We start from the raw sequence: 22,980 nt of genomic DNA on the forward strand, positions 1-22,980 counted from the left end.
GTACGATACAAGCAGAAGTTGAAGTCCAGAGAGTTAGAAGTGATAAGGTTTATCAGAAGGACATTAAAGAGTTTACTCTGTAGTGAACTTTTAAAACGCTGTCCCGGGAGTAGTGGCTCTTGGGATAGCTTTTTTATTTACAAAAATGGAATATAGATGGTAGAGTTTTTTACAAGATATGTATTTGTTAGCGCTTACAATAAAATACGTTGTGGGGGGAGTTATGAATGCCATCTATTTTGAGGGAAGAAGTGGTTCAGAAGGAAAAGGTAAAAATGAATAAGAAATATCCAGTTTATATCGGCGACACGATTGGTGTGACTGTCCATTATCAAAAGCTTCATTGGCATAATGTTCTTGAGATTAATTATATCAAATCCGGCACGGGCTACTACATCATCAACGGTCAAAAATTTGATTTCCAGCAAGGAGATGTGTTGCTTATCAATTCGAATGATCTTCACTGCGCTTACGAAACGAAGGATCTTGTCATGACTGTCATTACGTTCGATTCGACCTGGTTTATTCATAATCTCCGATTCGATCCGGAGCTATTCAGCCCGTTCCGCGACATAGACAAACATTACACGAATCTAATCCACCGTGATCATCCGGCCATGGACAGGCTGCGGTCACTTCTTCTTGAACTCCAATTGGAGCATGAGAGGGAGCAGCGTTCCTACACTACCGTTGTATATTCGCTTATACTCCAGTTTCTGACTATAGTAAATCGGGAGTGTCGAATAGAGGGGATTTGCGGTAGTCAACACCTTATCAGTGAGAGGCAGTATGAGAAAATACGTCAGGTGATTATAGTTATGGAACAAAACTTCGCCCATCCATGGACGCTGGAGGAGCTGGCCTCTCTTGTCTATCTCAGTCCTTCAAGGTTCAGCGAAATATTCAAACGTGCGGTCGGCATGCCTCCGATGCTGTACTTGATCCATATTCGACTGGAGCAAGCGGTCATGATGCTGGAGGGAGGTCATATGAAAATAATGGATATTGCCCTGGAATGTGGATTCCGCACGTTGACCAACTTTAATCGACTGTTTAAAAAGCACATCGGCATGACGCCGAAGACTTCACAAAAGCAAAATCCTTAGAAAACAGTAATATAGTGCTATATTTTACTGGTATTAGCAGAGAAATGAACTGGGTCAGGAGATACAATGAAGTGGCAAGCATCTCATGATTATGTCAATAAATCTAACACTAAATTAAAAAAGGGGGATGCCAATGCCGCAAGTGGAAATCAGCAGCAAAACGAAGCCGCTTGCTAAGAAAAGTCACCTGCACCGCTTTCTGAAGCAATGGGATATTCAACTTATGGTGCTTCCGGCCATGATGTTTATCCTGATCTTCAGCTACATTCCCATGTACGGAGTGCTGATGGCGTTTCAGGACTACAGTTTATTCAAAGGGTTTCTGAACAGTCCATGGGTAGGCTTCAAACATTTTGACGCGTTTTTCGGGACGCCGGAGTTTTGGACCATTATGCGGAATACTCTCGTCATTGGCATGCTTAAACTGTGCATCGGATTTCCGGCCCCCATCCTGCTCGCGGTGATGCTCAATGAAGTAGGGAAACATTCTTTCAAAAGAATTGTTCAAACGATCAGCTATTTGCCTCACTTTTTGTCGTGGGTCATCGTATCGGGCTTTGTGATCTCCATCTTGTCTACGGACAACGGCAGCCTAAACATACTGCTGCAGAAGCTGAGTCTTATCGATGAGCCGATTAACTTTCTGTCGGAGCCAAAGTACTTTTGGAGTATTTTGACCGTAACGAATGTGTGGAAGGAGATTGGTTTCTCCTCCATCGTGTATCTGGCGGCAATTGCGGGCATCAATCCCCAGCTGTATGAAGCGGCTTCGATTGATGGTGCGAACCGTCTGAAGCAGATTTTTTCCATCACTATTCCGTCCATTATGCCAATTATCGTTGTGTTCTCTATTCTGGCTATCGGTAATTTCCTAAATGCAGGATTTGAGGACATATTGCTGCTGGGAGGCAATCCGGTTTTGCGAGATGTCAGCGACGTGCTAGACACCTATGTATATCGTATTGGCATTCAGAACAGCCGATACTCCTACGCAACGGCGGCAGGGCTGTTTAAGGCCATCATCAGCGTTGTGTTATTGTCCGGAGCCAACTATTGGGCTCGTCGATCGGGGAACAGCCTTTGGTAGGAGAGAAGGGGGAGAGATACACATGAGGCTGTCGAATGGGGATCGATGGTTTGTTGGCATAATTTACGTCTCATTGGCTTTGTTTACATTTATTGCGTTATATCCGTTCTGGAACGCTGCCGCCATTTCATTTAACTCCGGGACAGATACGATGCAGGGCGGCATTACATTCTGGCCGCGTGAATTCACGCTTGAAAATTATCATGTGGTGTTTAAGGATGAGCGACTGATTGACGGTTTCATCATCTCGGTGCTCCGAACGTTGGTGGGTACACTGCTCTCCATTGTGGCAACAGCCATATTAGCTTATGGCATTTCTAAACGTGAATTGATGGGTCGCAACTTTTATATGGTAACTTGTATCATAACGATGTACTTCAGCGGCGGACTTATACCCAACTACTTGCTCATTCGGGAGCTAGGTCTGATGAACTCTTTTTGGGTTATGGTCATACCAGGCATTATCAGCGTGTGGAATATGATTATATTCCGGACGTTCTTTAAGGGTATCCCGCCCGGGCTTGAGGAGTCCGCTCGTATCGACGGTTCCTCTAACTGGGGGGTATTCATCCGAATCGTACTTCCTTTATCGGGACCGGTCATTGCTACGCTGTCGCTGTTTACGGCAGTGTATCACTGGAATGATTGGTTTGCGCCAAGTATCTACATATCCAACACGGATCTTCTACCCATTCAAACTAAGCTTCAGCAGATACTTAATGCCAATATCATGATGGAACAGATGCAGAACATGGATGCTGCTGCACAGGGCCGGATGAGCGCGATAAAAACCGTAACTACCAAATCGTTGTCCATGTCGACGATGATGGTGGCAACCATTCCGATCCTCTGCGTCTATCCATTCGTACAGAAATATTTTGTGAAGGGTGTATTAATCGGTTCTTTGAAGGAGTAATTCAAGCAAATCCCGGCCAAGGCTTTAAGCGTCCGCTTTGACCATAGATGAATCGCGAAGGGAGCACTCATAATGAAAAAAGGGGAAAAGAACCTTCTCTCTGGCTTGTCAGTCACACTTATCATTGTCATGGCTTTAATGGGATGTTCGGGTTCAGGAGGTAATACTGCAAGCCAAGAGAAGAATTCCCCAGTCTCAGGGGATACCTTTGTACTGGGAGAGAAACCGCTGGAGTTCTCATTTTACGGCCATTATGACTGGTACACAATGCCGGATTGGGGTAAAGATGCTGCGACGAAGTGGATCAAAGAGAATAAAAAGATCGACGTCGTGCCGATCAGCTCCGGTGGCGTCGCCAAGAACAAGCTCAGTACCATGATCGTCGCCGGTGAACTGCCGGATGTTATATGGATGGATCGTGGAGCGGATGTCGAAAAGCTCCGTTCTGAGGGGATGTTGGTCCCGTTCGATGATTATCTGAATAAATACCCCAATCTGAAAAAGTGGGCTGGGGAGTCTACACTCGAATTGCTTCGCTCACCTGACGGTAAGCTATATCAGTTCCCTAACTGGTATACGACGCAGCCAAACGGCAACGCAGGATATCTTGTCAATAAGAAGATTTATGAGGAACTCGGCTCGCCGAGCCTTGAAACACCAGAGGATCTGTACGTCTATTTGAAGCAAGTGAAGTCAAAGTATCCAGATGTCGTTCCGCTGGAGGTTGGTCAAACTGCTGCAGGAGTGGACATCATGGTATCTGCGTTTGCAGAAAATCGCCCACATACATTCAACAGTATGATCGCCGTTCCACAAAGGGATCAACTCGTATCGCTGTTCACGGATCCTGTCTATCGTGAGCTGCTGCAGTATATGAGCCGTCTGTACCGTGAAAAACTTGTCACTCAGGATGCCTTCACACAGAAGCTGGAGCAGGTCGAGCAGAAGGTTATAAACGGCAAAGTAGCCATTTATGTGGCGTCCAGTCCCACCGAGTTTGGCTCCAAGGGCAACAATCTGCTTAAAGCGCAAGACCCGGATGCTGGTTACATCATGGTATGGCCTGTACACAAAGCGGAGTTGGATCGCAACAAGATTTTCCCGGGTGATTATAAACAGCTAGGCTGGAATGTCAGCGTCATTACGAAATCGGCCAAAGATCCAGAGGCCATCTTCGCCTTCCTGGATTGGTTCACAGGTCCTGATGGCCAACGTACGATCATGTGGGGGCCAGAAGGATTATATTGGGATGGAACGGACGAGGAGGATATGCCGCTGTTCACCGACAAATTCACAAGCGATGCTAAAGGTCGTGATGAGTTGATGAACGCAACGGTCAACTTTCAATGGAACGGAAACACGGTCTATGTGGATAATTCTAAGATGAAATTCGAGTCTACCCTTCCGCCAGAGAAGCGGAATTTTGAAACGTACTGGCAATCGGAGATTACGTGGAAGACGCAGATGAACACAACGGAGTTCGCCAATCTGGATCCTGCAAGCGATTCGGAAGAAGGCATTATTGCACAGCGCGTGTTTGAGATCTATGAGCAAGTTAGAGCTAAAGCGATAAGCTCCACAACTTCGGATCAGGAAGTGCTTTCGCTTCTGGATAAGGCTGAGGCGGATGCGCAAAAATCTGGTTATGACAAGTTGTTGAAGTACAAAACAGCGAGATGGCAGGAGAATAAGGCGAAAATGGCAGCAGCGAAATAAAAGTCATGGCTGGAGCAGTCCTTTCGTTAAGATTTTTGCGCGAAGCTTTCGCCCGAAAGTCTTGGCTGGCGGCTTCATTAGCCGGGCGATATAGGAGAGATCACACTTGAATTATTACTTGGGAGTAGACGGTGGAGGAAGCAAGACATTGGCCGTCGTGGCGGACGAAACGGGACGAATATTAGGCAGGGGAATCAGCGGCTGCGGCAATCATCAGCTTGGTGCTGCCTTTGCAGAGAAAAATATAACTCAGGCCGTTGATGAGGCTTATGCACAGGCGGGGCTTGGCAAAGAGAATATCACTTACGCTACATTCGGGCTTGCGGGAGCCGATCGTGAGGCGGATTTCCGCATATTACGGCCAATAATAGGCGCAATGGGTTTAAAGAAATATCGTATCGTATGCGATACTGTCATTGCCATGAGAGCCGGTACAAGGCAGACGGATGGGGTCGTCCTTATATGCGGAAGCGGGACGAATGGATATGGTGTTAACGTTGCAGGCGAGGAGGTTCAGATCGGAGGCTTCGGTTATGAATTCGGCGATTTTGGCGGAGGCGGTGAACTGGCCGTCGAGGTGTTTCGGACAGTCATTCGTTCATGGGAAGGTAGGGAGCAGCCAACTACATTGACGTCGCTTACATTGAAGGCGCTTACCTTCGAAACCGTGGAAGAGATGTACCACCGTTTTTTGGACGATGGAAGAAGGGCACCACATACTTTGGCGAAACTGCTGTTTCAGGCTGCGCCTGGGGATGAAGTCGCAAGAAAAATATTGGAGAAGCAAGGTTTGGAGCTGGGGAAAGTCGCCAGTGCGGTTATTCATAAACTTGGCATGGGCAATGATTCTTTTGATGTTGTATTGGCTGGCAGCGTGCTAACTCGTGGAGAAGGAGATTATGTGGTTCGGTATATCGAGTCTCAGGTTACTACAGCAGCACCGAAGTGCCGATTGCGAATCTTGGCCCTTGAGCCAGTAGCGGGTGCCATCCTGCTCGCAATGGATGAGAACGGGGTGAAACCAGATTCCACTGTGTATGACCAATTGCACCAAGCACTTGCCGTAAAGGAGAGAAATGTGAAATGGGCACTGGATTAAAGGTCGCTGTTATTGGGGGAGGCTCTTCCTATACCCCTGAGCTGATTGAAGGTTTCATCCGTCATTATGATAGTTTTCCGGTTAAGGATATCGTACTGGTGGATATTCCGGAAGGTCTTCACAAACTCACCGTTGTTGGCGGGCTGGCGAAGCGAATGGTTGAACGAAGCGGACTGCCGATTAGTATTACTTTAACTTTGGATCGCAAGGAAGGACTGCGGGATGCCCATTATGTATCTACACAGATGCGAGTAGGGTTGTTGGAGGCCAGAGCATGGGACGAAACGATCCCGTTGAAATATGGAATGCTTGGGCAGGAGACGACCGGAGCCGGGGGAATGATGAAGGCTCTGCGTACCATACCTGTACTCTTGGAAATATGCAAGGATATGGAGATGTTATGTCCTGACGCCTGGCTACTTAATTTCACGAATCCGTCCGGAATGGTAACGGAAGCCATCATGAAGCATTCCAGCATACGTTCCATCGGTTTATGCAATTCCCCAATCGCCGCCTACAAGTGGCTGTCTGCACTTTATCAGGTGCCTGAGGAACGCATCTTTTGCGAGTTTGTCGGGTTAAATCATCTGCACTGGATCAGTCGGATCGAGATTGATGGAGAGTCCAAGCTGGAGGAGTTGTTGGACGCAGGGGGGAGCTACTCGGCCAGTAACGTGCCGCAGCTTGCTTGGAACGCGACGCTGATTCGGGCGATTGGCGCTATTCCGTCCTATTATCTGAAATATTATTACCTTCACCGTGAGATGTTGGCGGAGCAGCAGGCTGCCGCAGCCATAGGGGAGACGAGGGCTGAGATGGTCAAGCGCCTTGAGGATGAACTATTTGAGATTTACAAGCGTCCAGAGCTAGTGGAGAAACCGAAGCAGCTGGAGCAACGTGGAGGTGCCTATTATTCCGAGGCGGCTGTTAATCTGATGAAGGCGATTCATACGGATAGCGGAGAGGTTCTAACGCTAAACGTCATGAACGGCGACACTCTGGACTTTTTGCCGGAGGATTCCAGTATCGAAGTGAACTGCGTTGTGACGAAGAAAGGCGCTGTTCCGGTACCGATTACACAAATACCGGATGCCGCAGTCGGCCTGATTCAAGCGGTGAAGACCTATGAGAGTCTGGCCATCGAAGCGGCGGTTTCGGGAAGTAGGGAGAAAGCACTGCTCGCTCTTAGTTCACATCCGTTGACCGATTCGGTGTGTATCGCAGAAGCGATGCTGAATGAAATGCTGGAGCAGAATCGTAATTATTTGCCGCAGTTCTTCCATGGGAGGTAAGGGAAGTAAGTAATGTAAAGAATATTAATGAACAAGAATATGACTTAACCCTAGGTCAGCTTTAACTTATTAAGATGTCAAGATGTTCATAAATCTCCTTAATTATCAATGTATTGATATTGCAACAGAAAGCATGAATTTGCCTTTAAATTCGTTTAATAAACATAAGAGGGATAGAAATCAGATGATTTCTATCCCTCTTATGTTTCCCAATAACAGTATCTATTCAGATTTAATTTGTAGTTAGACTAACCTGTCATAAGCTACAGCATAATCTTTCTTAAAGAGGTACTTTCTTTTCAGAAAGACAAGCTTGACACGCTAAGTTTTGAACATCCAGCATTGGTGGTTGTCCATACATACGTGCATATTCCCGACTAATCCAAGGATGATCCACAATTCTCCCTTCGCATCTGTTTTCACGAGAAAAGGTCGGTTTTTATTATTGAACGTTTTTAATGTATAGGTTTGATCTGCAGAGGTGCTCTTTGATAAATTTCCGAGCACTTCTGCTAAAATTACTGATTTCCCTTGGTGGGTTGCGTTCACACGGGATGAAATCACAGATGGGTTGTGCTACCGGATATCAGATGAAAAATCTTCAATAAACCTTCCTGAAAGAGTAGCATAAGTTGCTGCTAACAGAAAAATTACGCGTTCACAAATTGCTCTTGCATGGTTGGTTCAAAAGGATGAGGTCACAGCACCAATAATCGGTTCGAACAAAATTAGCCATTTCCAAGATGCGGTTTCAACGTTATCGGTTAAATAACGCCTGAAGAAATTACAATTTAGAAGAACTTTATATACCGCATCCAGTAGTATAAATTGGATATATATCCTTTACTAAGATACGGTTCTGAATCGGAACAGAGGTGAGATGGTTCATTAATCACGAAGTATGCCTTTTCCTTTGGAAGGAACATTATCCACCAGTAGAAGAGGTGAATTACCCAGACTTTGCACGTATCAATGAATTGTCTTTAAAAAAGTTGGATTTACACATAATTACATAATGCAAGTTCTCCCGTTCATTTTCTAATTCGAAATGTATCACTTGACTTTGCAGATATCAAACTAACATGATAAGTAGAGTTATGCATTTGAGATGTTAGTCCCATAATGGAGGAAACAGAATGAGAAAGCCTATTCACATACTTATTTGTGATGACAATTCAACAGTACACGAAACGATTGGCAGTTATTTGACTTCAGAAGGAATGTCATTCACCTCAGCCTATAATGGAAAAGAGGCACTGATATACGCTCGGAACAATCAGCCGGATCTAATCTTATTGGATATTATGATGCCTGAGATATTCGGAACCGATGTATGTAAAGAAATTAGAAAGGAAAGTTCTGTGCCAATTATTATGCTTTCTGCAAGAGGAGATGAGTTGGATCGGATTATTGGACTCGAAATTGGTGCAGATGATTATATTGTGAAGCCTTTCTCACCAAGAGAGGTAGTAGTTCGAATAAAAACGGTTTTACGGAGAGTATTACCTGAGTTAACCGTACTCTCTAAACAAAACAACATTTTTGAATATGAACAGCTCCGAATTGATCTGAACGGATACGAATTGTCTGTCGATGGTCAGCTAATACCAGCAACACCAAAAGAAATTGAAATTTTGTATTTACTTGCTACAAATGCTGGAAAGGTACTAAGTAGGGAACATATCTTATCCAAAGTGTGGGGATACGACTATCTTGGAGATACTCGCGCTGTCGATACACATGTCAAACGCCTTAGAAAAAAGCTTCCTGAAAACAATAACGGGTGGACTCTGAAATCAATTTATGGAATCGGATATAAATTTGAGGTGCACTCATGAAGCCTTCTTTACTAAAAAGAATGTTTGTTTCAATCGCTTTCATTCTTATATCCGTATTCTTGATTGCATTACTCATTGGAAGGGCATTCTTGGAATCCTATTTTATCGAAAACAAGCTATCGGAACTTCAGCCACAGATGGAAATAATTGCAGATGATATCGGAACTAATGGCTATTCATCTACTCGTTTGTCTGAATTAGGTTTTATTATTAAGGCTTATGATTTGCATTCAAAAGAAATGGATGCTTTTACTGATCAGTCCTCCTTGTCCAGAAAAGAAAGGAAACTAAATCTCCCTTTCACTGAGGAGGATATACAGCAGGCAATCAAACCGTATGTCAGTAAAATTCTTTCAGGTGGTCAAGTCGCAATTATCACAAACCTTGAAGTCTTTGGAGGTGACTCGATTCTCATCGGTCAACCCATCCGTAGTGAAGGCCATTTGATTGGCGGACTCTTTCTAATCAAATTGGTCTCGGACTATTCGAGTGCACAAACCGGATTTTATTTTACGATTATACTCACAGCTAGTTTGGCACTAATCCTGACGCTCTATATTATTTATCGAGTTATCCGTTCCATGATTAATCCGATTCTAGATATGACCTCATCCTCCGAAGCTATGGCTAGAGGAGAGTATGGCGTCCGGGTTCAGGAAACAGGTTATGGTGAACTGGGAGACCTCGCCCGATCTTTGAATATCCTTACCTCCCAATTAGAGCAGAATCATCAGGCTTCCCTTAAACTGGAACAGGTACGCCGTGATTATGTGGCGAATGTGACGCATGAGTTACGAACGCCGCTCGCTTCTATTCGGGCGATGAGTGAAACGTTATGCGATAATATGTTGGTTGACGAAGAGGGCAAGCAGCGATTCTATCACTCTATCCTTCATGAATCATTAAGTCTTCAACGTCTTATCAATGATATGCTCGAACTGTCCAGGTTGCAGTCAGGATCTTCGGCCATCCAAAAAGTGAACACTAGTCCAGCCCAACTTATGGAACGATTAAGTACCCGATTTACCGTTTTGGCTGAAGACATGGATATTCGCTTCACGATAACGGAAAACGCTTATCATATGCCAGATTTTTTCGGACATGAAGATCGAATCGAGCAGGTATTCACGATTCTTTTGGATAATGCTTTTAAGTTCACTGAGCCTGAAGGCAAGGTCACTATCGATGCAAACTGGGATGATACTTGTATCTATCTCTCTGTGACAGATACAGGGATGGGAATCGATATGGAGGATCTTCCTTACGTCTTCGAACGTTTCTATAAGTCAGATAAATCCCATGCAGGACCAGGAACAGGATTAGGATTATCTCTGGCTAAGGAAATTCTAACCCAATTGAATGAATCCATTTCGGTCGAGGCTACAGGGACAGGTACTCGCTTTATTTTCACTTTGCATCGGAGTATCAAAAGTTGAATAGGTGTTTGAGCTTTTGAACAAATACATGAAGTAAATGCTTGTTTAGGTCGGCCTTCCCCAGAAACGGACTGGGGAAAGTCGCCCTATTTTTTTGCAATGAAATTTCAGTTGACTCCTAGCTTCGATATTTAGCCACCCTCACGCCACTTTTTCGCCACATTGTTTTGCTAAATTAGGAAAAGGAAAGTTACCTACCATCTCAAATTCAAAAGGAGAATGTATATGAAAACTAAAAAATGGGTTGCTTCATTGCTTGCTCTTGCTCTGATGAGTATGCCGCTAGTTAGCGTAGCCAGTGCGGCAACAAGTACAGAGAACAAATTGTACAGCTTGGATTTTGACACAACGAATTACACGGAGAAGAGCCTAACTTATAACGGTCAAACGATTAAATACCGTGCATATGAGAAGATCGTATACGTGCAGCGTCCGGTTGACACCCAATATGAAATTATGAATATTTATGTCCCAGAAGAATACTTTGAAGGAGGAACGATTAACAACTACACAGCGGACACGGCCCCTATTTACTTCCCTAATACTGTTGCGGGTTACCTTCCTGGTACACCTGGAAGCCCGGGACAAGGAATGGGAGGGGGAGAAAATGCAATCGTTGCACTCTCCAAAGGTTATGTCGTGGCCGAACCCGGAGCACGAGGTCGTACAACACAAGATGAAGATGGCACATATACAGGAAAAGCGCCTGCCGCTATTGTCGATCTAAAAGCTGCGGTTCGCTATCTGCGTTATAACGACGAAGTTATGCCTGGAGACGCCGAGAAGATTATTTCCGATGGTACCAGTGCTGGAGGTGCAATGTCTGCATTGCTCGGTGCAACAGGCAATGACGCGGATTATGAGCCTTATCTAGAAGAATTAGGTGCGGCCGATGAGCGTGATGATATTTATGCATCAGCCGTATACACGCCAATTACTGACTTGGAGCACGCAGATATGGCTTATGAGTGGCAGTTTAACGGAATTAATACAGTTACACCAAGAACATTTGGACTTGCTGCAGGACAGGGTGGACCCCAAACATCAGAAGACGGACTGCCTGAACTTTCGGAAGGTGACTCGCCTGAACTCCCAGAGGGTGGATTACCTAAAGGTGGGATGCCTGGAGGAATGGGAGGAAACAGTACCCCCACTAAATTGACCGAAGATGAGATTAAAGTTTCTGACGATCTGAGCGCCATGTTCCCGTCATATTTAAACAGCCTGGGTCTAACAGCACCGGATGGAACGGCATTGACGCTAGGATCCGATGGCAATGGTACTTTTAAGGAATATGTTAAATCCTATGTCATTGCATCGGCTCAAAAAGCATTGGATGAGGGTATTGATCTGTCCGACAAAACTTGGATTACCATTGAAAATGGCACAGTATCGGATATCGATTTCGACCAGTATATTACCTATCTAACAAGAATGAAGTCACCATCTGCCTTTGATGGATTAGATTTGGGTAATGGAGAAAATCAGTTATTTGGAACGGATACCATTGATAATCAGCACTTCACAGAATACGGCATGGAGAATGATACAGCAGGGGGTACAATGGCGGATTCAGAACTTATCAAAATAATGAATCCCCTTAATTATATCGATACCGAAGGAGCGGATACTTCAACATACTGGCGGATTCGTTTCGGTACCAAAGATAGCGATACTTCTCTTGCGGTTTCGACAATTCTCGCAACGACACTGCAAAACAAAGGATACAATGTGGACTTCGCGATGCCTTGGGATGTCACGCATAGCGGTGATTATGACTTGGAGGAGCTGTTTGCATGGGCTGACCAGATTGTTGCAAAGTCCTCGAGTGAGTCTGATGATGATCAATCAAAGACATCTGACAATATCACCGTTAAAGTCAACAATGAGGATGTAGCTGCTTCAACTTATGAGCATGATGGAAGTGTTTATCTGAAGCTAAGAGACTTGGCGATGGCTGTTGCTGGGTCAGACAAGCAGTTTGAAATCACTTGGGAGCCGACTAAAAAAACGGTAAACCTGGTTTCAGGCAAATCTTATACGCCAAATGGCGGGGAACTTGCCGGAACAACCTCTTTGGCTTCTGAACAAGTCACGTCAAAAGCATCCACGATTTACTTGGATGGCCAACAAGTTCAATTGACAGCATACATGGTTCAGGGTAATAACTATGTGAAGCTAAGTGAAGCAGCTAACCTATTGAACTTGGATTTGGTGATTGATAGCACTACAAATACCGTGACAATTAACACTTTGGAAAACTAACATTGATATATTTGAAATGAATGAAAAAAGGAAGCCCAAGTAATTGAGGGCTTCCTTTTTTCTGAAATGTTTACTTTTATCCGGATTGCTACGAGGTCAAAAACCTAACATTTGAAAATCATACCATTACTTTTCGATGTATATTATTATCGAGACCGTAAATGTTCGCTGCGTAAAGTCCGTTTTGCCGACCATAGCCTCCAACCCGTAAGTACTGCGGCTACTAAGCAGATTGAAGCGGAGGTCATGAAGACCACGTGCATGCCTGATAGAAAAAGATCGGGGCGGTCCGGCACAAGTCCTGTAACCCTACGACCAGCCAAGTTGCTCATAACGCCAAACAGGGTGGTAGTAGCAACCGTAATTCCCACGACCATGCCCATATTGCGGACGAGCGAGTTAATACTGCCTGCAATTCCGAGTTGGGTTTTGGGGACTTTTGACATTACCAACGAGTTGTTCGGTGATTGAAACAAACCGCTACCGAGACCGAGCATACCGATCCAACTCCCAACCAGAATAATAGAACTGCCGCTATGGAGTCGAGCAAGTCCGACTTGAGCGATGACCATCACAACGAGTCCTGCGAAAGTGAGCAGTTCGGAACCAATTTTGTCCGATAATGCGCCACTGAGTGGAGCTACGATTACCATGACAATCGGAAACAGCATAAGCAAGAGCCCAGCGTGGGAGGGTGTAAGATTCAAAATACTTTGCGTATAGAACGGTGCGATGATGTTAAAACAAAAGTTGGCCACAAATACCAGAAAGCCGCATAAAATGCTTAAGCTGAACAGCGGATTTTTAAACAGGTCGAGCTTTAGCATGGGTTCTGGATTACGAATCTCAACGAAAAGGAAAATAACAAAAACAATGGCGGAGATGATTAACGCAGCGACGATCCGCATATCCCCATAACCGACCTGCTGCCCGAGCAGTAGACCTGAAAATAAAGCTATGATAAATAAAGGGAATAGCAACCCCCCGGCCTTATCGATACGCACCTTCAGTTTGGTACGATCAGCAGGAAGTACCTTCCACCCAATCGCAATCGCGATCAGTCCAACCGGGATATTTACCAAAAATATGTACTCCCAACCCAGTCCGGATACGATAATACCGCCGAGGCTCGGTCCAGCAATGCTGCCAAGCGAGACAAATGTACCGATCAGCCCCAACGCTTTTCCCCGTTCTGTTGTTGGGAAGATGTCTGTAATGATGCCCTGGCTGTTGGCCATCGTCATCGCTGCGCCCAAGGCTTGGAGTAGTCGTGAACCCAGGAGAAACGGCAGGCTGAAGCTGAGCCCACATAGAAGGGAACCAACCGTGAAAATAATCATACCCCATTTGAACACTTTTATTTTACCAACGATGTCTCCGAGCTTGCCGAAAAAGAGGATCGCTGCACAAATGGTCATCAGGTAAGCGGTGACTATCCACTCCGCTTCAGCTACTGTCAGATCCATCCGCTTCGCGATAACAGGCAGAGCAATATTGACGATACTGCCGTCGAGCGTCGACATAAATGTAAATAAATTCAGGACTATCAGGATGATCCAACGTCTTTTCTGGATTACTGGGTCATCTTGATAAGTAATGAAACGATTCTCGTCTTCCAGTTTCACTAAATAATCACTCCTTACTATCGTCAAAATCAATTAGTTGCATTAGCAACTAATTTGGTTTTGATTATACTTGAAGTTAGTTGCGTACGCAACTTGCATGAGGTAAAATTTTTGGATACAAAAGATCTTAAGGAGGTACTGGATTGAAGAAACCTTCGATTGGCAAAATGTTGTCCTACATTCATCGTATTAACCAAAAAGAATTGGCTAGCATATTAAAACCATTTGATATCGGCGGTGGCGGGCACCACAATTATCTTAAAGCCATCTTGTCGAATCCCGGGCTCAACCAGGACCAGCTCACAAATGAAGTGAAGTTCGATAAAGCGACTACGACCCGTTGCGTCAAGCAGCTAGAGGAGGCGGGATACGTTTACCGTTCGGTGGACTCTCGCGATCGTCGTTCTTACCTGCTTTATCCAACGCAAAAAGCGAAAGATTTCGAACCTGTGCTGAAACGGATTTTGGATGAGTTCAGCCTTCAGATGACGAATAGTTTGTCCGAAAGCGATAAACAGCAGTTTGCGGACCTGCTCAAAAAAATTTACGACAGCAAACAGGGTTAGATGATCAAGGTCATAGCAACTGACGAGGATATTACCGGAAAAGAATGGATCATAACCATGACGTGGTATCTGGAAATTGCCCGAGTGAATGCAATCATGATTCCGGCTCTGTCACTCGCAGCCGCGATTTGCCTGATAACCAGTAAACCAAGAACGGCTGAGACAATAAAACATTGAATCGATCAAGGATCCTGCAGGTACACTTATAATCGTAGCTATCGAAATGCGTCCTGTGGATATAGCTACTGCCTGCGCCATTTTGTGTTTAAACACCAAACGAGACCTGTTGCAATAGAGATAGCCTAAAATCTGCCCGCACTAAATCCTAAAAGACTTTGCTTGAGTTGAGCTTCTGGCGATAAGGTATTATGCATGATGCAAAGTATTCTTCGAATTCAACAAAACTATGTATCTTCATTATCGTACTCAACATGAATTCAAACACAACACCACGAATAAGTGTCTCAGTATTTTGATTCCTCCGTCTCTTTTATTCCCTTTACATAGCAGCAGTTGATTCAGCTACATTGTGTTTCTTTGTAAGCGGCTTTTTCCTCAATGTTCGATCATATAAATAAGGTTTTCCGTGATATTCCTATGCATTCTTTTGCTTCTCCTTTTTATGTATATCAACTTTTATCTCCAAATTAGCAACATGACTCTGGAATTCCGAAGCAATTCGTTTACATCTCGCCGCAAGCTATTCTTGAAGCGATGAAAAACTTGGGAACAGTCATTATGTCTGCAGCGGTTATTCTGGGCGGTACGTTTGCGGTAATGCTCCCTTCTGGCGTAATGTCACTCCTGCAGATTGCAACAATTGTGCTTTGTGGACTGTTTAATATACACTTTGCTCATGCTGTCGCTATTCATTCCCGTTATGGTCCGTTCGTTCGGGCCAGCGAACTGGTGGCCTTTCATGGGCCGCAGGACGAATGAGGAGCAAGAGTGTCGTGCACGCGACGGGAATCAGCTGAAGGAGCAGCATGTCTCCCATGATTCCATACACTAAATAAATAGAAAAGGATTTACCTAGGGCATGTATCAACGGCTCGGAGGTAATCCTTTTGTTTAACGCTGCTCCTCATAAAGCATTTAGAATTTTGACTAGTTCCTGTTTTCAATCTATACTATAGCTAGTTTCAATATAAGGGGGAAGTATCAAGTGTCTGCTGTTGTTCTTAGCTAGTTAATTGCATTAGGTTTATTTCATTTAAATTGCAGAAATCCGCTTATTTAAGTGGTTTATTTTTTCGTGTAATAAAATGGAATAACCCTTGCATTAGTTAAGAACATGGGACATCAACTACTTCTAGTTGACTGCGGAACCGTGCTCTCATGCATGGTTTTTTTACATTATGCCTATTTTTACAAGTGTCATTTGTTTGACATTCGGTTGAATTGGACATTATGTTATCCGTTAGTCAATTCTCTACAGAGGCTGAAGATGAACAATTTGTTCATTTTCTGCCCTTTTTTTGTTTTGAAAAATAATGAGGAAGGAAGTGAACTCGAAGGCACGTCGGACACCTATTTGCTTGAGATTTCTTAGGAGTTCAAAAAATTGCTCTATTGAGTAACTTATATTAACTAGATTGGTAGGTAGATTAATTTGGAACATAATATGATCATAATTGCTCAAGGTTTAGCTGAAGAACTACAACGTGGAAAAATACGTCATCTAGAGCAAGGGTATATGACGGATGCTGAACGTGGGTGGTCTGGTGCGGATGTACGTCGTATAGAGGTTACTTATGAAAATGGTCAAAAGGAGAGCGTAATATATAAAGAGGCTGCCCTAAAAGAACGCATGGCAATGAAAACGTTAACTGACCAGGGCCATCAGAACACGCCCGCCACTTTTTCACTAGATCTAGAAACAGATGAGCCTAGATGGATGGCGATAGAAGATCTGGGTAGTGTTAAATTTCCTCCGCCTGGCGTAGACTGGTCGCCAAGAGTTGCGGAGGCATTAGCTAGAATCCATGCCCTTAATATGCATAGAGGATCGGAGATGCTGTGGCTCCCCCATGCTGACCGTCATTATTGGGAAAATTATTTAGTTACACAAGTGTCTGTGGACCATTTTCAAACGCTTATAGAGCAGAACCCCGAATTTTACAAGGAATTTGGCGCGTATCTGCCATTACTACGTGAAAAAGCCAATGCTTTTTCACGTGATATGGTGGCTTTGTATGATGAGAAGGAAAGCCTGACTCTTACGCATGGAGATTTGCAATCCGTAGACGGTTCCCACATCCATTATTACAAAGGAAAACCCTATTTTATTGATTTCGGATGGTGTTATTATGCGCCCTTTTATATTGATCTGGCTAGTTATTTTAACCTTGAGGATGCCAAAATTTATTACAAGGAATTAATTGCGAACGGTATATCACTCAGCTATGATGATTTTTATGAAAGATTGAGGGCAGCATTTCGTTACTCTGGGTTGATATACTTATATCCCAGTATTAGACAATGGTCTCTCGGGCCTACTGAACTAACGGGTAAACGTCTGCTTCATATGTTGAAGATTATACTTACAGGCGAGTTTCCAGAGCGTAGGATTGATTACTCTAGCAAGCTTTTCTCAGAGCTGCTCAATGAACATAAGAACGGTACACTTCATAAGCTCAATTAAATTGTTTCATCATGAGATTGCTATTTAGTAGTACGTTTGCGTCCCAACAAGCGGGGAAGCTACGGCACTCTCATCAAGATGAAGCTTCAGTCACCTTTTTACTTCTCCAAAAAAGCTGCCAATTCGGCAGCTTTTTTTGTTTTAAACTTGGCAAGTAAGCCTTTCTTAATCATATAAAGAAAGGTACTGAGAATTTAACGGCTATCGAGTCATTCAAATCTGTTAAAAGAATGGAAATCAGTTTAGTGGAAATTAATCATGAATTTCTTCATGGCTGATGTTTAAGTTTATTTTGTTGGTTAGCATTTTTCTTAATATCATCTCTGACTGATATAAATCTTCTTTTTGTTTTTCGATTTCGGCTAGTTTACTATATAGCAGCTTAATTTTCTTATCGATCGAAATATCATCACCATTACTGGATTGAATCTCGGTGATTTCCTTCAGGGAGAAGCCTACAGAATGAACTGTTTTGATCATTAACAGATGCTCAATTACATCGGATGAATAATTTCTATAAGTGTTATCGTCTCTGTCTATATATTTCTCAGGAAGCAGATCTTGTTTCTCATAAAACCTGATTGTTGAAACAGCTACTCCAGTTGCTTTGGAAACTTCACTGATTTTCATGAGGGCACCTCAAAATTTTGTCTTGACCCTGAACATTACTTCATAGTTTATGATCGGGCAGTTGTATTGGGTGGGGGGGAGTCACCGGTATAGCCTGGGAAATCGGAATGCTAACAGGCTTACTCCATGAAGGGATCAATTTAGCAGATGCAGACGCAATTTATGGAACATCTGCTGGTTCATTTGTTGGAGCTGCACTAGCATCTCATTATGATTTAAATAAACTCTATGCATCTCAATTAGTGCCAAATACCGCTGAAGTCAATGCTTCAACTGACATTTTAACTACGTTTTTATGGTTTAGGGCTGTTCTATTGGGTGGAAGCAAACCTAAAAAAACAGGAAAAATGTTTGGAGATATTGCTAAAAGGCACCCCTCTAAAGTTACACAAGAAATGCGGCGATCCGTTGTGAAATCCAGGCTTGTAACAACCGAATGGCCGTCCAATTTAAATGAGACTGCAATCAATGCGACGACAGGTGACCTTCATATACTGAATAAGGATTCGGGCGTTTCTCTGTTGGATGCCGTATCTGCAAGTGGTGCTGTTCCAGGAATCTGGCCGTTTATAAGCTTTGGCGGGCAAGACTGGATTGACGGTGGAATGGTATCAAGCACAAACGCTCATCTAGCAAGCGGTTTTAATAAAGTTATCGTGTTATCACCTATGCCTAATACACATGGATTTATTCCAGGTGTTAAGAATGATGTAGCGAAATTGCAAAAAAGTGCAATGGCCTCACTTATTATACCGGATGGAAACAGCATTGTAGCCATGGAAAAAAATCGTTATGATCCAACTTTTGCACCATCATCGGTGAAAGCTGGTTACGAGCAAGCTATACAAGAAGCCCCAAGTATCCGTGAAATCTGGGAATGATTTTCCGAAGATGGTGAGCATGCCTTTATATTGATTTTATAGCACAGATGCTTACGATGATGTGTAGTCTTTTGTTTTATTGTAAACGCTATGTCTATAATAATTTAATACGAGGGGAGGAGAAGTCGATTCGTTATTTATACGAGTTTATACAGAACCAGGACGACCTACCTATGAAGCTCTTTGTAAACAGCGTGAAACATGTTGATTTTCATTGGCATAAGGAAGTTGAAATTGTGTATGTCCTTCAAGGTTCAATCATCATGTATCTGGATCAAAAGCAATATACGCTTCATGAAGATGATGTAATCGTGGTAAATAGTATGTCTGTCCATAAGATTGAACGGACCAATCAAGACAATGTACTTCTGACATTGCAGTTCGGTCCGGAATTGCTGAACACTAATGCGTTTATTTCCTGCAATTCTGCTCTGAATAATGATGAGGATAAATTACGTTTAACTAGCATCAAACAAAACCTCGCTCAAATGGTATGGGAAATCAACAAAAAAACGAAGGGTTATCGAAGCTACACGATAGGCAGACTGCAGACGTTATGTGGATGCCTTTTGCGATATTTTTCCGATGGGTCGAATCTGGATGTAGAAGAGAGCAGCAAGGAGTACGATTATAAAAGACTGAACAGGGTCCTTGCGTACATTGATAGCCATTACAGTGAGAAGATTACGCTGCAAGACATGGCTGCTTCCGAGCATTTGAGCTTGCATTATTTCTCCCATTTTTTTACCGATAAAATCGGGATCCCCTTCCAAAAATACTTGACGCTCATTCGCTTGGAGAAAGCCCAGGCTCAACTGGCGGGGAGTGAGAAAAAAATTTCGGAAATCGCGCTGGATTGTGGATTCGCCAATGTAAAGCTGTTCAATAAATACTTCAAAGAAAAGTACGGCTGCACGCCCGGCTCTTACCGCGAAGCTTCGCTCGCGCCAGAATCACCCAATCCGAACCAGAACCGAAAGCCCAAAACGTACGAGGAATCTTCAAGCGGAGATTATTATGAGATGGACACGTTAAACGCGATGGGATCGTTGTATCGGTACCTGGACGAGAAAACGGAAACGCAGCAGGTGTTGCTCCCACCAACAAAATCCCTGATGGAAGAGCAGCACCTGATTGAGATCCGGAGAGACCACACCCCAGTTATGTATGAGAAACACTGGAATATTACCATGACTGCGGGCAGAGCTGCAGAAGGCTTGCGCGAAGATTGGCGGAGGCAGCTGGTCGAATTGAGGGCACGAATTCCGTTTCGCTATATCCGGTTTCATGGCATATTCAATGATGAGATGATGGTGTACAGCGAGAATGAGGATGGAACACCAGTCTACAACTGGTCTTACGTGGACAAGCTTTATGATTTCCTTTTGGATCAGGGGATCCGGCCATTTGTGGAGTTAAGTTTCATGCCAAGCCTACTTGCGAGGTCCAATGAAACGATATTTCAGTGGAAAGGGAATATCAGTCCACCATCCGATCCCGCCCGGTGGGAAGCACTTGTCAGTGAATTCATTCGCCATTGTTTGAATCGATACGGAGCGCAAGAAGTGAAGAAATGGTATTTCGAAGTGTGGAACGAGCCTGATCTGGCAGGAGTTTGTTGGGCAGGGAGCAAGGAAGAATACTTTGCTTTTTATGAATCCACCGTTTGTGCCATCAAATCGGTGTTGATTGAACTGAAAACGGGAGGCCCTGCCATGGGTTATGGCTCCCTCTGGAACGATACTTGGACTGAAGAGTTTTTGTCATATTGCCAAAAGCGTGAGGTGCCTTTAGACTTCTTTTCGTTTCATATTTATTCGGAGTATCCGAAACTTAAAATTGATGAAGATCGTCTAACGAAGATTATGCCGCCTTCTTTTTATAAGGAAAGCATTGAACGTTTACGGGAAAAAATGAATGCATCATCGTATGACCATGTTGAGCTACATGTGACGGAGTGGAATTTTTCACTGTATGACCGAAACTTGCTGCACGATACGATGTTTATGGCTCCTTTTGTTATCTACCACACTATGAATACGCTAGGCGACGTAAAGGCGATGGCTTTCTGGTCCTTTACTGACGTATTCGAAGAAAGCATCGTTCCTGCTTCTCCGTTCTACGGAGGATTTGGTCTGATCAATCGCGACGGGCTGAAAAAGCCGGCGTATTATGCGTTTGAGCTAATGCAGAAGCTGGGGGACGAGCTGCTAGTAAAGGGAAACGGTTATGTCGGAACTCGAAAAAGTATTTGACGAGTGGATCCGTATGGGTTCACCAGATTCGTTAACAGCAGAAGAGATCTCCTATTTAAACGGCAGAAGCGGTCCGGTAATCCGGTCAGAAATCGTGCAGGGTGAACATTGGCGTAGAGATATTTTGCTCCCGCCGCATGGTATAACGCTACTTACGCTCGATCGGCAGTACTAAATGATTGCGCAATCCACAACTGAAAGCATCCTTTCCGCAAGGAAGGGGTGTTTTTTGTTGTTTAATTCCAACAGAAGCAGACAAGATAGAACTAAAGGCATGAAGAGGACAAAAAACGAACCAAGATGCGGCAAGTTACAACAAGAAAGCGTTAACATAAAACTTTATACTATGGTTATAGCAGCTAAGAGGAAAGTAGGGGGAGTTTGGATGAAACGTTTTATGAAATGGATGACAGAATCGTTTGCGCCCAGATTGGAGGCGTTTACGAACAATATTTGGGTTTCGTCGATTCAAGAAGCGATCATGGTCGCTATCCCGATGATTTTTATTGGTTCGATCATTACATTAATTTCGATTTTGCAGGATTTCATACCGGGAATGCCGGACCTGACACCCATAACGACGTTCAGTTTTGGTTTGTTGGGTCTGTTTATTGCTTTTTTGACGCCTTATGTAGTCATGGAAAAAAAGGATCGCCACAAAATTAAGCTGCTTGCGGGGATGTCTGGGGTCTCCCTGTTCGTTATGCTTCTTAATCCGAGTGTGAATGAAGATGGTACCATTCAGTTCATCCTTGAACGATTTGGTCCTTCCGGTATGATTACGGCGCTTTTGGTGGGGGTATTTGTTGCGCTTGTCATGAATGTATGCAATAAATTCTCGTTTTTCAAAAAAGGATCATCTCTTCCCGAGTTCATCATGGATTGGTTCGACTTTCTCGTCCCGATTGCTTTGGTGTTAACTTCTGGATGGTTGCTCGTATACCAGCTTCATTTTGATATCTTTGCACTGATCGTAAGCGTGTTTGAACCCATCAATGCCATGGGGCAAAGCCTGACTGGGTTTGTATTGTTTAACTTCATCGGGGTTGTTCTGTATTCCTTCGGCGTAAGTCCATGGGTCATGACACCGATCTGGTACGCCATATGGATACCTGCAATCGAAGAGAATGCCGCTCTCGTCGCAGCAGGACAAGATCCAGTCAATATCAACACCTTCGAAACCTTCTTCTCCGGCTGGCTTGGTATTGGGGGAATGGGTGCGACCTTGCCACTCGTCGTCTGGTTCCTGCTGGCAAGATCGAAAAAATTAAAGTCTGTCGGTAAGGCGACGATTATCCCTTCCTTGTTCAATATTAACGAGCCAGTCGTGTACGGAGCACCGATTGCTTTCAATCCGCTTCTTATGGTACCGATGTGGATCAACGGACTGATCACGCCGATTATTGTGTATTTGGCGTTAGATATGGGTTTTGCAAGAATTCCGAGCCAAATCTTTCAATTGTGGTATACGCCAATCGGACTGTCTACCTACATTATGTCCGGCGTCAACGGACTCATTTTGCTGGCGATAATCCTGCTGATTGTATTCGTTGTCTGGTTCCCGTTTTTCAAACTATATGATGCACAAGAACTGAAAAAGGAACAGGAACAAAACTGATTAAAA

19 protein-coding genes and 1 pseudogene are annotated in these 22,980 nt (G+C 43.9%); 18 read left to right on the forward strand and 2 right to left on the reverse strand.

Annotated features, from left to right (window positions below; all coding sequences use genetic code 11):
* Nucleotides 1-227 precede the first annotated feature (227 nt).
* The 10 genes from ACR1R9_RS10205 (at nucleotide 228) to ACR1R9_RS10250 (ending at nucleotide 12,755) form a co-directional block, all read left to right on the forward strand.
* Nucleotides 228-1,106 (forward strand): helix-turn-helix domain-containing protein, encoded by an 879-nt coding sequence (locus tag ACR1R9_RS10205; RefSeq protein WP_433921156.1) that lies wholly within the window; start codon nucleotides 228-230, stop codon nucleotides 1,104-1,106.
* Nucleotides 1,107-1,239: 133 nt separating this feature from the next.
* Entirely contained in the window at nucleotides 1,240-2,193 is a 954-nt protein-coding gene (locus ACR1R9_RS10210) for an ABC transporter permease (protein ID WP_433921155.1), read from the forward strand.
* 22 nt (nucleotides 2,194-2,215) lie between these two features.
* The gene (locus ACR1R9_RS10215; protein ID WP_433921154.1) at nucleotides 2,216-3,109 is read left to right on the forward strand and encodes a carbohydrate ABC transporter permease; all 894 of its coding nucleotides are present in this window, start codon (nucleotides 2,216-2,218) and stop codon (nucleotides 3,107-3,109) included.
* 72 nt (nucleotides 3,110-3,181) lie between these two features.
* Nucleotides 3,182-4,825: an extracellular solute-binding protein gene (locus tag ACR1R9_RS10220; RefSeq protein ID WP_433921153.1), complete on the forward strand. Its 1,644-nt coding sequence runs from the start codon at nucleotides 3,182-3,184 to the stop codon at nucleotides 4,823-4,825.
* A gap of 106 nt (nucleotides 4,826-4,931) precedes the next feature.
* Complete coding sequence (locus ACR1R9_RS10225; RefSeq protein ID WP_433921152.1) at nucleotides 4,932-5,924, forward strand: N-acetylglucosamine kinase; 993 nt, start codon at nucleotides 4,932-4,934, stop codon at nucleotides 5,922-5,924.
* Nucleotides 5,909-7,216 carry a 6-phospho-beta-glucosidase gene (locus tag ACR1R9_RS10230; RefSeq protein ID WP_433921151.1) on the forward strand — a complete coding sequence of 436 codons (1,308 nt, stop codon included), beginning with the start codon at nucleotides 5,909-5,911 and terminating at the stop codon, nucleotides 7,214-7,216. Before ACR1R9_RS10225 ends, ACR1R9_RS10230 begins: the two co-directional genes overlap by 16 nt.
* A 679-nt stretch (nucleotides 7,217-7,895) precedes the next feature.
* Nucleotides 7,896-7,988: a hypothetical protein gene (locus ACR1R9_RS10235; RefSeq protein ID WP_257219627.1), complete on the forward strand. Its 93-nt coding sequence runs from the start codon at nucleotides 7,896-7,898 to the stop codon at nucleotides 7,986-7,988.
* Between the two features lie 364 nt (nucleotides 7,989-8,352).
* Nucleotides 8,353-9,054: a response regulator transcription factor gene (locus ACR1R9_RS10240; protein ID WP_076291338.1), complete on the forward strand. Its 702-nt coding sequence runs from the start codon at nucleotides 8,353-8,355 to the stop codon at nucleotides 9,052-9,054.
* 137 nt (nucleotides 9,055-9,191) lie between these two features.
* On the forward strand, nucleotides 9,192-10,490 hold the full coding sequence (locus ACR1R9_RS10245; RefSeq protein ID WP_433956437.1) for a sensor histidine kinase: 1,299 nt from the start codon (nucleotides 9,192-9,194) through the stop codon (nucleotides 10,488-10,490).
* A 225-nt stretch (nucleotides 10,491-10,715) separates the two neighbouring features.
* On the forward strand, nucleotides 10,716-12,755 hold the full coding sequence (locus tag ACR1R9_RS10250; protein WP_433921149.1) for a subtype B tannase: 2,040 nt from the start codon (nucleotides 10,716-10,718) through the stop codon (nucleotides 12,753-12,755).
* 146 nt (nucleotides 12,756-12,901) lie between these two features.
* Here ACR1R9_RS10250 and ACR1R9_RS10255 read toward each other — a convergent pair whose 3' ends face one another.
* A complete protein-coding gene (locus tag ACR1R9_RS10255; RefSeq protein WP_099858940.1) occupies nucleotides 12,902-14,374 on the reverse strand; it encodes an MFS transporter in 1,473 nt (490 codons plus the stop codon).
* A 149-nt stretch (nucleotides 14,375-14,523) separates the two neighbouring features.
* Between ACR1R9_RS10255 and ACR1R9_RS10260 the strand changes: the two genes are divergently transcribed.
* The 4 genes and pseudogenes from ACR1R9_RS10260 (at nucleotide 14,524) to ACR1R9_RS10275 (ending at nucleotide 17,590) form a co-directional block, all read left to right on the forward strand.
* On the forward strand, nucleotides 14,524-14,946 hold the full coding sequence (locus ACR1R9_RS10260) for a MarR family winged helix-turn-helix transcriptional regulator (protein WP_433921148.1): 423 nt from the start codon (nucleotides 14,524-14,526) through the stop codon (nucleotides 14,944-14,946).
* On the forward strand, nucleotides 14,947-15,123 hold the full coding sequence (locus tag ACR1R9_RS10265) for a hypothetical protein (RefSeq protein ID WP_433921147.1): 177 nt from the start codon (nucleotides 14,947-14,949) through the stop codon (nucleotides 15,121-15,123).
* 519 nt (nucleotides 15,124-15,642) lie between these two features.
* Nucleotides 15,643-15,958: pseudogene (locus tag ACR1R9_RS10270) on the forward strand (MMPL family transporter); the annotation flags it as partial.
* A gap of 600 nt (nucleotides 15,959-16,558) precedes the next feature.
* Nucleotides 16,559-17,590: a phosphotransferase gene (locus tag ACR1R9_RS10275; protein WP_433921146.1), complete on the forward strand. Its 1,032-nt coding sequence runs from the start codon at nucleotides 16,559-16,561 to the stop codon at nucleotides 17,588-17,590.
* A gap of 252 nt (nucleotides 17,591-17,842) precedes the next feature.
* Here ACR1R9_RS10275 and ACR1R9_RS10280 read toward each other — a convergent pair whose 3' ends face one another.
* The gene (locus tag ACR1R9_RS10280) at nucleotides 17,843-18,220 is read right to left on the reverse strand and encodes a MerR family transcriptional regulator (protein WP_175381079.1); all 378 of its coding nucleotides are present in this window, start codon (nucleotides 18,218-18,220) and stop codon (nucleotides 17,843-17,845) included.
* Nucleotides 18,221-18,285: 65 nt separating this feature from the next.
* On the opposite strand from ACR1R9_RS10280, the gene ACR1R9_RS10285 reads away from it, so the two are divergent.
* The 4 genes from ACR1R9_RS10285 to ACR1R9_RS10300 all read left to right on the forward strand — a co-directional run bounded on the left by ACR1R9_RS10285 (nucleotide 18,286) and on the right by ACR1R9_RS10300 (nucleotide 22,974).
* Nucleotides 18,286-19,101 (forward strand): patatin-like phospholipase family protein, encoded by an 816-nt coding sequence (locus tag ACR1R9_RS10285; RefSeq protein WP_433923738.1) that lies wholly within the window; start codon nucleotides 18,286-18,288, stop codon nucleotides 19,099-19,101.
* A gap of 173 nt (nucleotides 19,102-19,274) precedes the next feature.
* Nucleotides 19,275-21,356, forward strand: a complete 2,082-nt coding sequence (locus tag ACR1R9_RS10290) for a GH39 family glycosyl hydrolase (protein ID WP_433921145.1) — start codon at nucleotides 19,275-19,277, stop codon at nucleotides 21,354-21,356.
* On the forward strand, nucleotides 21,331-21,531 hold the full coding sequence (locus ACR1R9_RS10295; protein ID WP_433921144.1) for a hypothetical protein: 201 nt from the start codon (nucleotides 21,331-21,333) through the stop codon (nucleotides 21,529-21,531). Before ACR1R9_RS10290 ends, ACR1R9_RS10295 begins: the two co-directional genes overlap by 26 nt.
* 210 nt (nucleotides 21,532-21,741) lie before the next feature.
* On the forward strand, nucleotides 21,742-22,974 hold the full coding sequence (locus ACR1R9_RS10300; RefSeq protein ID WP_076291333.1) for a PTS sugar transporter subunit IIC: 1,233 nt from the start codon (nucleotides 21,742-21,744) through the stop codon (nucleotides 22,972-22,974).
* Nucleotides 22,975-22,980: the final 6 nt, after the last annotated feature.

It is taken from the genome of Paenibacillus taichungensis, from assembly GCF_050994985.1.
In the GTDB taxonomy this organism is placed as follows: Bacteria; Bacillota; Bacilli; order Paenibacillales; family Paenibacillaceae; genus Paenibacillus; species Paenibacillus taichungensis.